Genomic DNA, 15335 nt, shown 5'->3' on the forward strand with positions numbered 1-15335 from the left:
CCGAACGCCTTGGCCATCGCTGCTGGCTCGAAGGAGGAGCGGATGATCCCGAAGACCTGCGGGACCATGAACCCGCCCGCGAGTCCCTGGACTGCTCGAACGACGATGAGTGCACCTGCGCTCGGGGCCAATGCGCATGCTGCGGACGCGAGGGCGAAGGCCGCCAGCGCGGTCAGGAACACCCGGCGCCGTCCGTAGTCGTCACCGATGCGGCCACCGGTGATCAGGCCTGAGCCCAGCGCCAGCGTGTACGCGGCGAGCATCCACTGCAGTTGCGCCGGTGACGCGTGCAGATCCGCTGCGATATGCGGGGCCGCGACCGTGACGATGGTGACGTCGAGCAGGTCCATGAACGAGGCGAACAGCACGACCAGCAGCGCGAGCGAGGCCGCCCGGCCGCCGATCCGTGCATCCGCCGCGGTGTCTTGAGGAGAAGTCATGGACTGACCATGCCGCTGGTTCAGGACATCGAATGACCACAACTAGCGCCATGCTGGGGGGCATGGCTGATACCTCCGCCCGCATCTTGCGGCTGCTGTCACTGCTCGAGGCGCGCGTCGAGTGGCCTGGGGGCGAGCTCGCCGAACGGCTCGTGGTGTCGGCGCGGACCGTGCGCCGCGATATCGACACGCTGCGCGAGCTCGGCTACCCCGTCGAGTCCGTGACCGGTCCCGGCGGTGGCTACCGGCTCGGCGCCACCGGCAAGCTCCCGCCCCTGGTTCTGGACGACGACCAGGCCATCGCCATCGCGCTGGCCTTGCAGACCGCACCGGCGACCGTGACCGGAATCGACGACGCCGTCGCCAGGGCGCTGACGACCTTGCGCCAGGTCATGCCCGCGCGGCTGCGCGTCGCCAGTGAGGGCTTCGAGATCACCGCATTGCGCAACTACTGGGAGTTCTCGGCGCCACCCATAGACGTCGCCACACTGCAGGCAGTCGGGTCCACGATCCGCACGAGCTCCTGTCTGCGGTTCGACTACGCCGACCCCGACGGGCGGGCCCCTGCGCCGGGTGACGCCGACTTCCGACCGCCCCTCGACGTCGAGCCCCACCACCTCGTCGTGTGGGCCGGCCGCTGGTACCTCGTCGCCCGCGACCGCAACCACGCCACCTGGGGCACCTACCGGGTCGACCGTATCCGCCCCAAGACCCCCGCCGGCCGCCCCTTCACCCGCGCCCTCCTCGACCCCGACGACCTGAACCGGCTCGTCGTGCAGAACCCCGACCGAGGTGACACCCCCGGCCAGTGGCAGTGCGTCGGCACCGCAACGCTCGCGCTGCCCGCGAACGTCGTCGCCCGCTGGGCCCCCGGCGGGTCCGTCGTCACTCCCATCGACCGGCATTCTTGCCGCCTGACGATCGGGGGGTGGTCCTGGGCCGGAGTCGCTGGCCTCTTCATCACCTTCGACACAGACCTCACGAATGTCGAGCCGTCCCAATTATGCGACGCCTTCGCGACCATCCGACGACGCCTGGAAAACGCCCCGCCGACGGGCCTACGCCAACAATGACCAGCACACACACCCAGTCCGAAGGGCCAGGGTTGTCCGTATCCTCTCGCACGAGGACGTCGCTGGCTCGCGCATACCCGGTCGACCAACATCCCCGGTCAGTACAACTAGAAGGGTGCCAAGCTCCTCACCCCGGATGACTTCCGTGCCATCTTTGACCACACCCAGATTCCGCCTGGACCGGACCGCGCACCGCCTGCTTGTCAGCGGGGCGCGAGACTCCCAGAGGACCTCGACCGCTCGATTTTTGAGTTTAACCGGGTCGAAAACGTGAGTTTGAAACCGACTCGACAGACGCTCCCTCGAACCTCTTCACCGACGTTTCGCGATCCGACCTCGTGACTGAGGCGCCCATCACCAGATGGGTGGACGTGAGAACATCACCTGCTGACGCGAGAAAGTGTCAGCGTCCTAGCCGTTTGTCGAGGTGGGCGAGGTAAACCGGCTCGTGGCTCTTGTACTGGGAGCTTGCTCGGAAAGGGACTGCTGCACGGATAGGTGACATCGAACCTGGCTGACTCAACCGGTCGGCCTGGAAGGATGAGCACCGTGCCCAAGCCCTACCCCCGAGAGTTTCGTGACGATGTCGTGCGCGTCGCACGTGCCCGCGAAGCGGGCGTCACCCTCGCCCAGATCGCGAAAGACTTCGGCATCCAAGAAATGACCCTGAACAAGTGGATGCGCCAAGCCGACATCGATGACGGCAACCGTCCTGGTACCAGTCGCAGCGACAACACAGAGTTGCGCGAACTACGCCGCCGCATCCGGCTCCTGGAGCAAGAGAACGAAGTCCTACGCCGGGCCGTTGTCGCTCAGCACTCGTTGGACGGTGACCCCGCGCGCGGCGAACCACGCGACCGCGTTGCGCAGCACGGTCGCTGCGGTTTCCTTCTTCTCGTCCGCGTGCGCTTCGACGTAGGCGACGCGGGAGTGGTCGTCGATGACGGTGTGCAGGTAGCACGTGCCCAAACGCGGGTTGCTGGAGGTGCCGCGTGTGGCGTGGCCGGCGTTCACGGTCGCGATGCGGTTCTTGCCGCCTTGAACGCGCCCGACGTAGCGGTGGCCACCGCCGTCGGGCACGCGCCCGAGTTTCTTCACATCGACGTGGATCAGGTCGCCCGGGCGGGCGTGTTCATAGCGGCGTGGCTGTTCGCCGGTGGCGCGGTCGATGTGAGTCAGGCGGTTGAGGTGGCAGCGTGTCAGGACCGCGTGCACGGTTGAGGCGGGCAGGTCGAGTTTCGCGCCGATTTCGATGGGACCGAGGCGTTGGCGTAGCCGCGTCCTGACGATCGTGCGCACCACGTGCGGGGGTGTCTTTTTCGGTTGGTGGCGGGGGCGGCTGGAACGGTCGTACATGCCGCCGATGCCTTCGTCTTGGTAGCGGCGTGCCCATTTCGCGGCGGTTTTCCAGGACACGTCGTAGCGTTCCGCGGCGCGCGCCACGGGCCAGCCGTCATCGACGATGAGGCGAGCGATGCGCAGGCGAGAACGGACTGTGAGAGCAGCGTTCGAATGGGTAGCGTGGGCCATGAAGACCTCCCGGTGCGTGAGTGTGGAACCTAGACAGCTCCACTGCACACCGAGAGGTCTTCGCTTGTCACCCGATCAGAGCGAACTATCGCACTGACTCGACCAACGTGCCTGGGCATCACAGCTAGTGACTTCACCCAGAGTGTTCGTCTGCGTCCGCGCGGTCAGTCACTCAGTGGGATTCTGCCAAGATTCCAGGTCACGCTTCTGCTGGACGTACTCCTGCGCGTTGTCAGTCTCTTGGAGAAGACGGTCGACACCACGCAGCGCAACAGCCTTGCCCTCGTCGTCGATCTGCCCCGTGAGTCGCAACAACGTGAACGCGCGCGCCACCACCCATGTCGCCTCGTCGTCGGTGTCGAGCGGTGACGTGCCGATCTCGTTCACCGACTCCCGCCACTCCTCTTCGGAGTCATACATGTCACGCAACCGTGTGGAAGACGTCAGCTCGTCGCGGCGTTCCTCCCACTCCGCAAGGATGTCGGCAGCTTCGTCGCTTCCGAACGGCGCCCAGTCGTCAGCCGGATCGTTGTACATCGGATCGGTGAAGTGTGCTGCGAAGCGCGGGTGTGCCGGCTCCATCGCCCACTCGCCCTCGCCGCCGTTGCCATTTGCCTCGAAACCCTGAGTATTCATAGCTGAAACCTACTCGATCGCAACCTTGGCACTCCTCCATCCATCCGGAAGCTGGGAGGCGCATGAGCCACGGAAAGGTGGGCGAGGCCAGCGCGGGCATCCAACATCCGCCCGTGGGACCGTCCTGCTACGGGCCTTTCGGACTTTTCTGACTTCGATAGTTCCGGGCCGGGATCGACGAGCCAGAAGTCCTCATACGAATCGAGAGAGCTACCGTCGCGCCCACCCCCCCGAGAGAAAGAAAGAATCCGGAATGTCAAAATAGTCTTCCGCGGCCTCAAATGACGGTGCCGCCTTGAAGTAGCCCTTCTGGCGCGAGGATTCAAATATTGGACATTTATCTGTCACGGAAATTGACTGCGCCAATCCTTTTGCGATTGCGTATTCAGTGTCGTCGTAAGGTAGAGAATATAAGGAGCGGCCGCGTGAATGCTCAACCGACAGTGTATAGCGGGCCCCCTCGCTCGCAGAAATAGTCCATGTTAATTTCGCTTCACGAATCGACCGACTCTTCTTGACCGGTAGATCCAGGTAAAAGAAGTCGCTATCGACATCCTGAAGGCGCATCTCAAACTCTGCCATGTCCCCCATCGAAATATTTCTGATTCCCTCTATGATCTGAGTCAAATAAGGAGGCGCAGAGGCCCGAGAGGACAGTGTCATATCACTCAGCCGAGCCTTCATCGGACCATCCGAGTCAGACATGTCTGCCACGAGATATGCCCGCGGGGCAGTCAGGGGGGATTGAAGCTCTCTGAGCGTCCGAGTGACGTGCCCCGCGGCGATCGAGGCGGCCCAGTAGGATTTATCCGAGATTTCATCTTGGTCAGGTAAATGTCTGTCATCTACCGTCAGCGCAAGAACCTTGGGCATCAAGAGCACCCCTTACTGCTCCCAGTTTTATGACCCGGAGGGCATTTGCCGTACATTCGGTAGTATCGGTGAATTAGAGACATTTCTACCCTTCTTGCAGCATAATAGGAGTACTGAGTTCCACGTTTTTCCATCTACAGATGGTCTTTCACTTGGCTTGGCATGTATAGATTTGGTTCTGTGCGCGCTTCCAGCTAACGCCGGAAATTCCATACTTCCACGTGCGCCAATAGCCCGAATTTACGAACTGGATTTCGTAAATGAGGTGGACATGGTACTTCTGGGACTTCGCGGTCTTCTTTGGCCGCGCAACAGCATTCGTGGGTACCTTATAATCGGTCCCCCTGCCGCCGGGAACCCTGACGGCACGTGTTTGAGTGGATTGAGTGCTGGGGCGCACTGTCCCCCCTCCTCCTCTACCAGCCGCGAGGCTCGCATACTGTCCGCCGTTTCCGTTTGCAGATCCTCCTCCACCCCCTGTCCCGCCCCAGCCCAGTCCCATCTTTAGACCTGCAATATCGCTGGAATTGATCGGGTCGTTGGGGTACCCGTAGGTGGTTTCGTTGCCGCCGTAGATGGGGTCGGTGCTGGTGAAGAGGCCGCGTTGGTTGTTGTAGACGCGGGCTCCCATGAGGGTCAGGCCTGCTGTGTCGGGGGTGGTGGCGCGTTGGTGCGCGCCGAGCCACCCGTACCCGAGAACACCGCTGCTCGCATTGGTGCCGGTTGTGCCGCCGGTGGTGGGTTGGCCGTATTCGCTGTACGTGCTCCAGTCCGTGATCGACGTCGCGGGCGTGTCCGTGCCGTTCACGGCAGGGATCTCGACACTCGTCGCGGTGTTGCCGTTCGGATCGGGGAGCGCGATCTTCGCCTTACCCGTCTCGTCGAGCATCGCACCCAACATGCCGCTGACCGAGTCGGTGTACCGCTCGATCCCGCCGCCGCTGAGTTCCACCCAGGACGGGTTGTCCGAGTCATCGGTGTAGTGACGCGTCACCGTCTTCGCAGGCCCACTGCTCGACGTCAATGTCTGCGCCTTACGGCGCCCAGCAGCGTCGAGCGTGAACGTCGCGTCGGTGCCGCCCTGGCTGATCTTCTGCACCGAGTCGTCCAGGTAGTACGCGAGCGTCACATCCCCCGCACCCGGGTTCGGGGCATCCGCCTTCGGCATCAAAGTTTGGCGACCGAACGCGTCATACCTGTACGAACCCGCACCGTTCTTACCGGTCGTCGCGCGGTCAGCGTCGTCGTACGCCATCGTCACCGACGCACTTGTCACGTTTGTCGTGCCTGCGCAGTCACCACCAGTGTGGGTGGCTTCGCTACTGGCCGTGCGGTTACCGTTCGCGTCGAACGTGTACGTGCGCACCGCGCACGCCGCGTCCGCGCTGACCTTCGTGTCCGCATCGATGGCACCCGTTCCGGCGGCCTTCTCCCGATCCGTCACCTTTGTCAGGCGCGACAAGGCGTCGTAGCTGTACTCCTTGTCGTACGCCTTGCCCTGGCCGACCGTCATGTGGCTGGTGTCGCCGTCTTCGGGGATACCAGGGTCACCATCGAACGCGGCACCCGAACCGGTGTACTGACGCGTCACCCGGCCCAGTCCGTCACGCTCTTGCGTCCACGCCATCCACGTGTCCGTCGTCGGCGTACTCGCCGTCCAACTCACCGTGCCATCGTCAGCCGTCGTCGCGGTGACCGGGGTGACCTGCCCTTCATACGACAAACCCGTGACTTCACCAAGGGTGTTCGTCTGTGTCCGCGCGGTGACGAAACCTGGCAGGTCTTCCTGACTGATCTTGCCGTCGATGTCGAACGCCGCCCCATACGTCAGATCACCACCCGTGCCGGGACGAGTGACACTCATGCCAGTGACCATACCGCGACGTTCGGTCTTGCCGGCCGCGTCCGTGCCGTCGTAGGTGTACTTCGTCGTGCCCTTCGGGTCGCTCACGCTCGCGACAGCGCCGTCAGCGCCGTAGGTTGTGGTCGCGGTTTCACCGGTCTCGTTGGTGTAGGAGATCTTGCGGCCCCAGTTGTCGTAGCCGGTGGTGATGCGGTTAGCCGTTGCGTCATCACCAGCCTCGTTCGCGTCTCCGGTGTAGTCGACCAGCCCTGCCGCGTTGTAGCTGGTAAACGACGCAGGAACCGCGGTTGCGCCTGGGATTGACCCGGTGGCCTTCACCAATTTCTGACGCCCGGCGCCGTCATACGTTGTCGTCGTGGTGCGGTTCGCGCTGCCCGACGTCTCCACGACGGTGGTGGGGCTGAGCCACATGTCGTAGCCGGTGGTGCGTGAATCGGGCAGGCCCGGGCCGCTCGAGGGCGCAGCACCTGGGAACACGCGACACGGGGAGCCGGCCCATTCGGGCTTGTTCCCGCACTGCGCGTCGTCGCTGCTCGTGCCGGCGGTGTAGTACACGGTGCGACGCGTGCCCGCAGAGGCCGTGCTCGTCGCCTTCGGCTGGCGCTGCTCCATCACCCGGCCCGCGGAGTCGTAGCGCGTCGTGCGCGTCACCCCACCTGTCGTCACCGTCGTCGCTGCCCCGAGGCTCCAGCCGTCGATGTCGCCGCCACTGATCGCGGCGTACCCGTTCGTTGTCTTCGTCAGCTCACTCAACTGCGCGCCCGCGTTGTCGATGACGGACGCGGTGACCGTCGTGGCGAGGGAGTACGGCTGCCCCGTGGCCGGGTTCATCCCGGAGTTGGGCGCGCCTTGGTCGTAGTCGGTGTGCACCTTCTTCCGCGCCGTGACCAGCGCGCCGCCGACGCTCATCTGCGACGCGGGCGTCAGCACGTCCACCACCCGTGATCCCGCAGGAAGAGTCACCTCGCCGGAGGCGTCCTTGATGTCGTCGTTGTAGATCGTGCTCGTGGCGTAGAAGTCACTCGTCGACTTGACCTCAGCCGCACCCGCGCCATCCGGCGTTACGTTGAGGGCGGCCTTGATGCCCTGCGGCGTCAACGAACGGACCGGGTTGCCCTTCGCGTCATAGTCACTGGAACTGACGAGCCACTGGCCCGCACCGTACTCGGCGCCGTTGACCTCGTCGTTGTTCACATCGACGTAGGACAAGGACGCGTACGACCAGTCACCGGCGCTGATGCTGGCCGGGTCGGTGCTGCTGACCGGGTGGTCCTGGCCGAACACCGCGTACCCCGTGGCCGGGGTGGATGCTTGCCCTCGGGCGACAGCGGACACGCCTTACCCGCGCTAGCCCTGGGGATGGAACTGACATCTGCGGGCTCGAATAAAGCGGCCGCAGGGCTGGCCCTCATCGACCGGGTCAGCACCTATCTGAAGACCAGGGGCGACGTGCTCACCTCGGTGTGCGTTGACCGGGGCTACTCGATGGCCGCGCACGAGAACTGGGCGCAACACCTCATCGAGCGCGGCACCTCGCAACACCATGACCTCGGCGCCAGCGAGAAGCGGCTCGAGCCGGCTGACCGCCCCGGCATCATCTTCCTCGACGGTCACCCCTTCGTGGCCAACATGCCCAAACGACTACGCGAACTGCGCCGGCCCGGTTTGAACGCGACGAGCGAAGAGAAGGCGGAACAGGCTCGCAACTACAACGAACGCTGGGCATACGCGTTCTCCACCAACGGCCCGCCCACCCGCAACGGGGCTCAGCGCTATCGCGGGCCCGTGCATGGCAAGAAGGTGCGCTGTCCCAACCACCCCGAGTCAATGCGTTGGGATCCCAGGAAACCGTTGACCAACTGCACGCCCGGACAGCCGTGCGCCTGCGCGGCCACCCTCACCGTCAAGGCTGATGACAAACGCGCCAGGCACCGCCAGCCCGAGCTGTACGGCACCGAGAAGTGGCTGAAACGCTACGGCGCCCGCAATCTCATCGAATCGTTCAACGCGTCGTTGAAGAACCACCACATGCGTCTGCAACGCCACTCGACTCGAGTGTTCGGCCTCTCGAAGAACACCATCCTGCTCGGATTCATCCTCGCCGCAACCAACATGGCGATCCTGCTCTCCCGGTACGACTATGACCCCGCAAGGCCCGAGACACTGCCGGCACCCGGCACCCAACTCGAGCCCCTAGCACAACGAGCACCCACAGGGTCCAACGCACGCCACCCCAAATCGCCACCACCCTCCAACGGGCCACCACCGCCCATACCGGGCGAACAACCCTGGAGCGACATCAACTGAATGCGAACCACGCCAAGCTGAACCGCCAGCCATGAATGGCCCCAACCCGAAAAACTCGGGACGGGGCCATTTTCATGCCCCTATGAACACCCGACAGCGCGCTCGGGCACTTCCGCCGCGCTGAGCGCCCGACCGCAGCGGGAAACCAGCACTAAATGTCCCCTCACAACACAAAACCCGGCCCAGGATCACTCCTGAACCGGGATTCGTGAACTCGTAGCCACACAATTCGTGAACTACCCCGCGTGCGCGAGGGGGGATTTGAACCCCCACGCCCTTTCGGACACTGGCACCTGAAGCCAGCGCGTCTGCCGTTCCGCCACTCGCGCGAGTGCTCACCTATCATTCCCTACCGCCACACGGTTCGCCAAATCGGCGGGGCGCGCGTCGCCCCGGCCGCCGAGCCGGCCGCCGAGCCGGGCGTCAGACCGGCTCCTCAGCAGGCGCACAGGCACGCGCGGAGGGCAGGAATTCAGCGGTTCCCCATGGCCGACGGCTACGATCGAATCCCTGGTTCACCCGACCAGACCGGCGTGCTGCCCGCACACCACCGACGCACAGGCCGCCCACTGACGGAACCACCGCGCCGCGAGGGGAGTCGAAGGCCGTGAGGCCCACCGGCATCCACGTCGGCCACGACACAGAGAGGAGGCACCCATGGGGTTGTTCGACAAGCTCGAGAGCAAACTCGAACAAGGTGTCAACGGCGCCTTCGCCCGCGCCTTCAAGAGCGAGGTGCAGCCGGTCGAGATCGCCTCCGGCATCCGCCGCGCCATGGATGACCGCGCAGCCTCCGTCGGCCGCGGCAAGCGCCCCATCGTGCCCAACCTCTTCACGATCGAGCTCTCCCCCACCGACTACGACCGCCTCTCGGCCTGGGGTGACGAACTCGACGACGAACTCATCGCGAGCGCCCAGGAACACGCCGACGAGCAGCGCTACTCGCCCGGCGGCCCGTTCACCATCGTCCTGCAGGAATCCGAGACCCTCGAGACCGGCGTCTTCCGCCTGCGCCCCGCCACCGCGAAGGCCGCCGAAGCCCTCGCGCAGCAGCGCGCGAACGTCCGTCCCCGCAACCAACAGGACGAGCGCAACTCGCACGACTCCTCCAACCGCGGGCCCCGCCCCGGCCGCGACGCCGGCCGCCCGGCGACCGTTGCCGCCGGAACGGCCGCAGGCGCGGGCGCCGCAGCACCCGCCAGCCGTGGCTTCGGCTCTCGCATCAAGGACTACCTCACCGGCTACGCCCCCGACGACGCCGCGCAGCCGGCCCCGGGTGAGCAGCACCAGCCGCGTGAACCGCGCGAAGACATCCGCCGCGACGACCGTCAGGCACACGGCACCAACGGCGACTACGGATACGACGACCGCTCGCACGCCCCCGATCCCTTCGAGGGCAACACCAACCGTGCGCCCTCGAGCCTCGGTGGCGCCTACTCGTGGGACGCTGCCGGGTCGGACGCGCCGCGCCGTCAGGAGCACGTCGCACACGACGGCCACGACGTCGACAACGGGTACGCCGACGACGCGTATGACAACAACGACTACGGCAACGGCTTCGACGACGCCCACCCCGACAACCGCGCCACCGGCCGCGGCCTCGCGTGGGACGACGATGACGACTACGGCGACCCCACCGGTTTCTCCCCGGCCGAGGAGCCGCAGGACTCCACGGCACGTCACGTCCCCGCCGGCGGCGGCGCACGCCCGCCGCGCCCGGTCTCGCCGCGTGAGCGCCCCTGGCTCAAGATCGACGGCCAGCGTTACCCGCTGCTGGGCGCCATCACCGTCCTGGGCCGCGACGACGAGGCCGACATCATCATCGACGACCCGGGCGTCAGCCGAAGCCACAGCGAAATCCGCATCACCCACGACGGCCCCCACCTCGTGATGAGCGCGCGCGACCTCGCCTCCACCAACGGCACCTACGTCAACGGTGAACGCATCGACTCCACCCACGTCCACGACGGCGACCGGCTCACCCTGGGCCGCACGTCGATGACGATCCACCTGGGAGACCGCACGTGAACGAACTGACGCTGACGGCCATCCGCATCGGCCTCCTCGCCCTCCTGTGGTTCTTCGTGTTCGCGGTCGTCGGCGTCCTGCGCGGAGACCTCTACGGAGCGAAGACCGGTGGCGGACGCGCCTCGCGCGCCTCCTCGCGTGAGCGCGGCGCCAAGACGCCGCGCGCCGTGAAGAAGGGCCCGACGCACGTGGCCGTCATCGAGGGCGCCATGCGCGGCACGACACTGCCGCTCACCGAATCCGGCGTCCTGCTCGGGCGCAACCCCGAGTGCTCTCTCGTCCTGTCCGACGATTTCGCCTCCGGGCGTCACGCACGCATCTACCCCGAGGCCGACGGCTGGTACCTCGACGACCTCGGTTCCACCAACGGCACGTACATCGGCGCCGAACGCATCGGCGAGCACGTCCACGTCGACGCGGGAACCCGCATCCGTATCGGCCGCACCGTCCTCGAGCTGAGGAAGTGACCCCATGCCCATCGCCCTGAGATTCGCCGCTCGTTCCGACGTCGGCCTCGGCTCGAAGAAGCGCAACGAGGACTCCGGCTACGCGAGCAACACGATGCTCGTGCTCGCCGACGGCATGGGCGGCCACGCCGCCGGTGACATCGCCAGCTCCACCGTCGTCGGCCAGATCGTGCCCCTCGACGGTGACGACGTCGGCGCTGACGACGTCCTCGACCAGCTCGCGGACCGCATCCACCTCGCCAACGAGAAGCTGCGCAGCGAGATGGATGCCGACCCGACCCGCGAAGGCATGGGCACGACGCTCATCGTCCTCATGAAGGCCGGCCGCCAGCTCGCCATGGCCAACATCGGCGACAGTCGCGCCTACCAACTGCGTGACGGCAAGTTCACGCAAATCACGAAGGACCACTCCTTCGTCCAGAGTCTGCTCGACTCCGGCCGCATCACCCCCGACGAGGCCGTCCACCACCCGCAGCGCAGCCTCGTCACCCGCGTCCTCACCGGCCGCGAGAACGACGTTCCTGACCTTTCGCTGCGCGAGGCCCGCATCGGCGACCGCTTCCTCCTGTGTTCCGATGGCCTGTCGGACTACGTCGGCGGCCGCACGATCGAGGAGATCTTCACCTCCGGCAAGCCGATCGACCGCGTCGCCGACGAACTCATCGAAATCGCCCTCAAGGCCTCGACGCTCGACAACGTCACCGTCGTCGTCGGCGAGGTCGCCGACAGCGACGAGCTCGACCTCTCGAGCAAGCCGGCCGTCGTCGGCGCCGCCGTTGCACACGGCGTCACCGAGGCCGTGCCGGTGCGCGACCAGACGCCCGCCGAGAAGGCCCGCGCTCTCTCGCGCGAAGTTTCCGACGACGAGGACGAGGAGACCGAGGAGCACAGCGGCGCCCAGCTCGCGGAGGACGGCCCCCGCCGTCGCGGCCGGTTCTACGCCGCCATCGCCGCACTGGTCGTCCTCGCGGCCCTCGCCGTCGCCGCGATCTGGGGCTGGACGTGGTCGCAGAGCCAGTACTTCGTCAAGGATTCCGGCGGACGAGTCACCATCCACCAGGGCGTCGACGGCGGCTTCGGCCCGCTCGAGCTCAGCCATGTGGAGGAGAAGACGGACATCCCGACGGCCGACCTGCCCGAGTTCTGGCGCACCAAGGTCAAGGCCGGCCTCGAGGCCTCCAGCGACTCGGAAGCCGCGGCCACCGTCGAACGCCTCCGGGCGGAGATGGTGAAGTGCCTCGCCGCCTCACCGAACGGAAGCGAGTGCAAGCAGTGAGTCTCGGCCTCACCCGCACCACCTCCGGCACGAAACGCGGCACCGAGCTCTTCCTCCTCGGCTTCGCGGTCGTCGTCGTGCTGTTCGCCTACGCCAGCGTCGGCCTCGCCATCGACGGCACGCTGCCGGCGGACATCATGACGCTCGGCATCGGTCTCGGGGTTCTCGCGCTCGTGTTCCACCTCGTCGTGCGCATCGTCGCGAGCTACGCCGACCCCGTCCTCCTGCCGACGGCGACGCTGCTCAACGGCCTCGGCCTCGTCATGATCCACCGCATCGACGTCGCCCGCGGCCGCGACATCATGGAGGGCGCCGCGCTGCGTCAGCTCATGTGGTCGACGATCGCCGTTGGCGCCGCCATCACGCTGCTGTTCCTCATCCGCGATCACCGCAAGCTGCGACGCTACACGTTCACGTTCGCCGCAGCCGGTCTCGCGCTGCTCATGATGCCGATGCTCCCGTTCATCGGTATGAACATCAACGGCAACCGCATCTGGATCCACATCGGCCCGCTCAGCTTCCAGCCGAGCGAGGTCGCCAAGATCCTCCTGACGATCTTCTTCGCCAGCTACCTCGTGCAGACGCGTGACGCGCTCTCCCTCGTCGGCAAGCGCTTCCTCGGCTTCCCCCTGCCGCGTGCCCGCGACATGGGCCCCATCATGCTCGCCTGGCTCATGTCCCTGGCCGTCCTCGTCTTCGAGAAGGACCTCGGCACCTCGCTGCTGTTCTTCGGCCTCTTCGTCGCGATGCTCTACGTCGCCACCGAGCGGCGCAGCTGGGTGGCCATCGGCCTCATCCTGTTCTTCACCGGCTGCTACGTGGCCTACCTGCTCTTCGCGAACTTCCAGAACCGCGTCGCGCTGTGGCTCGACCCCTTCACGCCCGGCCAGTCGGACCAGGTCGCGCGCTCCCTCATGGGCCTCGCGTTCGGCGGCATCACCGGCACCGGCCTGGGCCGCGGTTACCCGACCTTCAACTACTCCGAAGCGAACTCCGACTTCATCATGTCGAGCTTCGGTGAGGAGATCGGTCTCGCCGGCATCATGGCGATGATCGTGCTGTTCGCCATCATCGTCGAGCGCGGCCTGCGCATCGGCATCGCCTGCCGCGACGGCTTCGGCAAGCTGCTCGCCACCGGCCTCGCGTTCTCCGTGTGCCTCCAGTGCTTCGTCGTCCTCGGCGGCATCACCCGCGTCATCCCCCTCACCGGTCTGACGACACCGTTCCTCTCCGCCGGTGGTAGCTCGCTCCTCGCGAACTGGGCCATCATCGCCCTGCTGCTGCGCATCTCCGACCAGGCCCGGCGCCCGAGCGTCGCCGAGACCGACCCGACCCGTGGAAGCGACGACACCCAGGTGGTGAAGGTTCGATGAACACGCCCATCCGACGTCTCGGCTTCGTCGTCGCAGCCCTGTTCTGCTCCGTCCTGCTCGCCGCGAGCTACATCCAGGTGCTGCAGGCCAAGTCGCTCAACAACCGCCCGGGCAACACGCGCATCATCAACGCCGGGTACAAGATCGAGCGCGGCTCGATCCTCGTCGACGGCAAGGCCATCGCCACGAGCCGCAAGTCGAACGACAAGTACGTCTACGAGCGTCAGTACACAAACGGCAGCCTCTACGCCCCCGTCACCGGCTACAGCTCACTCGTCTACGGCAACGGCGGCGGCCTCGAAGGTGCAGAGAACGAAGTGCTCACCGGCACGAGCGACTCGCTGTTCTACCGCCGTCTCGTCGACGTCGTCACCGGTAAGCCCAAGCAGGGCGCCAACCTCGAGCTGACGATCAACCCCAAGATCCAGCGGGCCGCCGCGCAGGCCCTCGGCAACCGCCGCGGCGCCGTCGTGGCGCTCGACCCGAAGACGGGCGCCGTGCTCGCCATGGTGACCTCGCCCTCCTACGACCCGAACAACCTCGCCTCGCATGACACCGAGGCCGTGACGAAAACGTGGACGCAGATGAACGCGGCCGCGAACCAGCCCATGGTCAACCGCACCATCGGCGGCACTCTCTACCCGCCGGGTTCGACCTTCAAGCTCGTCACCTCGGCCGCCGCGCTCGAATCCGGCAACTACTCGAACTCCTCGACGTTGCCCGGCCCGGCCACCCTGCGTCTGCCCCAGACGACGCACTCCCTGCCGAACGACGACGGGCGCGCGTGCGGCCCCAACGACGAGACGTCGCTCCTGCACGCCCTCGAGGTCAGCTGCAACACCGCCTACGCCCAGCTCGGCATGGACCTGGGCCAGGACAAGCTCGCCTCCCAGGCCAAGAAGTTCGGTTTCGGTGACGTCATGCGCGTGCCGATGCGGGTCACGCCCAGCACGTTCCCGACCCAGCTCAACGAGCCCCAGACGGCGATGTCGGCCATCGGCCAGTACGACGTGCGTGTCACGCCGCTGCAGATCGCGATGATCTCCGCCACCATCGCCAACGGAGGCAACCAGATGCAGCCGTACCTCGTGAAGAACGTCGTCGACTCCGACCTCGACGTCATCAAGTCGACCGACCCGAAGGTGCGCGCCAAGCCGATCTCCGGGCAGACCGCCGACTCCCTCACCGAGATGATGGAAGCCGTCGTCAACAACGGCACCGGTAAGCAGGCCGCCGTCCCCGGCGTCCAGGTCGCAGGCAAGACGGGTACCGCGCAGGGCGACACGAAGAACGCCGCCGACCTGTGGTTCACCGGTTTCGCGCCCGCCAACGACCCGAAGATCGCCCTCGCCATCGTCCTCGAGAACGGCGGAGACCAGGGCGTCGAAGCCCTGGCCGGCTCCGTCGCCGCACCCGCTGCACGCCAGATCTTCGAGGCGGCCGTGCGATGACGGAGACGGCAGCCGCG

At 66.1% G+C, this 15335-nt stretch carries 11 protein-coding genes, 1 tRNA gene and 2 pseudogenes; 8 read left to right on the top strand and 6 right to left on the bottom strand.

Annotated elements, in window-relative coordinates:
• Positions 1-482 (bottom strand): MFS transporter (locus IM689_RS10180; RefSeq protein ID WP_227484739.1); only part of this gene is annotated, 482 nt, incomplete at its 3' end.
• A 20-nt stretch (positions 483-502) separates the two neighbouring features.
• Here IM689_RS10180 and IM689_RS10185 point away from each other — a divergent pair.
• Positions 503-1513, top strand: coding sequence for a helix-turn-helix transcriptional regulator (locus IM689_RS10185; RefSeq protein WP_193643902.1), 1011 nt, complete (start codon positions 503-505; stop codon positions 1511-1513).
• A 540-nt stretch (positions 1514-2053) separates the two neighbouring features.
• Positions 2054-2287 (top strand): annotated as a pseudogene (locus IM689_RS15145) (transposase); the annotation flags it as partial.
• 21 nt (positions 2288-2308) lie between these two features.
• Here the strand turns inward: IM689_RS15145 and IM689_RS10195 are convergent.
• The 4 genes and pseudogenes from IM689_RS10195 to IM689_RS10210 form a co-directional block, all read right to left on the bottom strand.
• Positions 2309-3043 (bottom strand): annotated as a pseudogene (locus IM689_RS10195) (leucine zipper domain-containing protein); the annotation flags it as partial.
• A 168-nt stretch (positions 3044-3211) separates the two neighbouring features.
• Positions 3212-3679 (bottom strand): hypothetical protein, encoded by a 468-nt coding sequence (locus tag IM689_RS10200; protein WP_193643904.1) that lies wholly within the window; start codon positions 3677-3679, stop codon positions 3212-3214.
• Between the two features lie 210 nt (positions 3680-3889).
• A complete protein-coding gene (locus IM689_RS10205) occupies positions 3890-4552 on the bottom strand; it encodes a hypothetical protein (RefSeq protein WP_193643905.1) in 663 nt (220 codons plus the stop codon).
• A 148-nt stretch (positions 4553-4700) separates the two neighbouring features.
• Complete coding sequence (locus tag IM689_RS10210) at positions 4701-7751, bottom strand: hypothetical protein (protein WP_193643906.1); 3051 nt, start codon at positions 7749-7751, stop codon at positions 4701-4703.
• A 24-nt stretch (positions 7752-7775) separates the two neighbouring features.
• On the opposite strand from IM689_RS10210, the gene IM689_RS10215 reads away from it, so the two are divergent.
• Entirely contained in the window at positions 7776-8723 is a 948-nt protein-coding gene (locus IM689_RS10215) for a hypothetical protein (RefSeq protein WP_193643907.1), read from the top strand.
• A gap of 246 nt (positions 8724-8969) precedes the next feature.
• On the opposite strand, the gene IM689_RS10220 is transcribed toward IM689_RS10215, so the two are convergent.
• Positions 8970-9052: transfer RNA gene (locus tag IM689_RS10220), tRNA-Leu, on the bottom strand.
• Between the two features lie 328 nt (positions 9053-9380).
• Here IM689_RS10220 and IM689_RS14730 point away from each other — a divergent pair.
• From IM689_RS14730 to IM689_RS10250, 5 genes are read left to right on the top strand one after another with little or no spacing between them, the layout of a single operon-like run.
• The gene (locus IM689_RS14730) at positions 9381-10751 is read left to right on the top strand and encodes an FhaA domain-containing protein (RefSeq protein ID WP_227484740.1); all 1371 of its coding nucleotides are present in this window, start codon (positions 9381-9383) and stop codon (positions 10749-10751) included.
• A complete protein-coding gene (locus tag IM689_RS10235) occupies positions 10748-11218 on the top strand; it encodes an FHA domain-containing protein FhaB/FipA (protein WP_118913903.1) in 471 nt (156 codons plus the stop codon). The genes IM689_RS14730 and IM689_RS10235 overlap by 4 nt, the downstream gene beginning before the upstream one ends.
• Positions 11219-11222: 4 nt before the next feature.
• A complete protein-coding gene (locus tag IM689_RS10240; RefSeq protein ID WP_047310841.1) occupies positions 11223-12494 on the top strand; it encodes a PP2C family protein-serine/threonine phosphatase in 1272 nt (423 codons plus the stop codon).
• A complete protein-coding gene (locus IM689_RS10245) occupies positions 12491-13867 on the top strand; it encodes an FtsW/RodA/SpoVE family cell cycle protein (protein WP_193643908.1) in 1377 nt (458 codons plus the stop codon). Before IM689_RS10240 ends, IM689_RS10245 begins: the two co-directional genes overlap by 4 nt.
• Positions 13864-15318, top strand: coding sequence for a peptidoglycan D,D-transpeptidase FtsI family protein (locus IM689_RS10250; protein WP_193643909.1), 1455 nt, complete (start codon positions 13864-13866; stop codon positions 15316-15318). The genes IM689_RS10245 and IM689_RS10250 overlap by 4 nt, the downstream gene beginning before the upstream one ends.
• The last annotated feature ends 17 nt before the right edge of the window (positions 15319-15335 follow it).

This window comes from Dermacoccus barathri (assembly GCF_015070805.1).
Classification (GTDB): Bacteria; Actinomycetota; Actinomycetes; order Actinomycetales; family Dermatophilaceae; genus Dermacoccus; species Dermacoccus abyssi.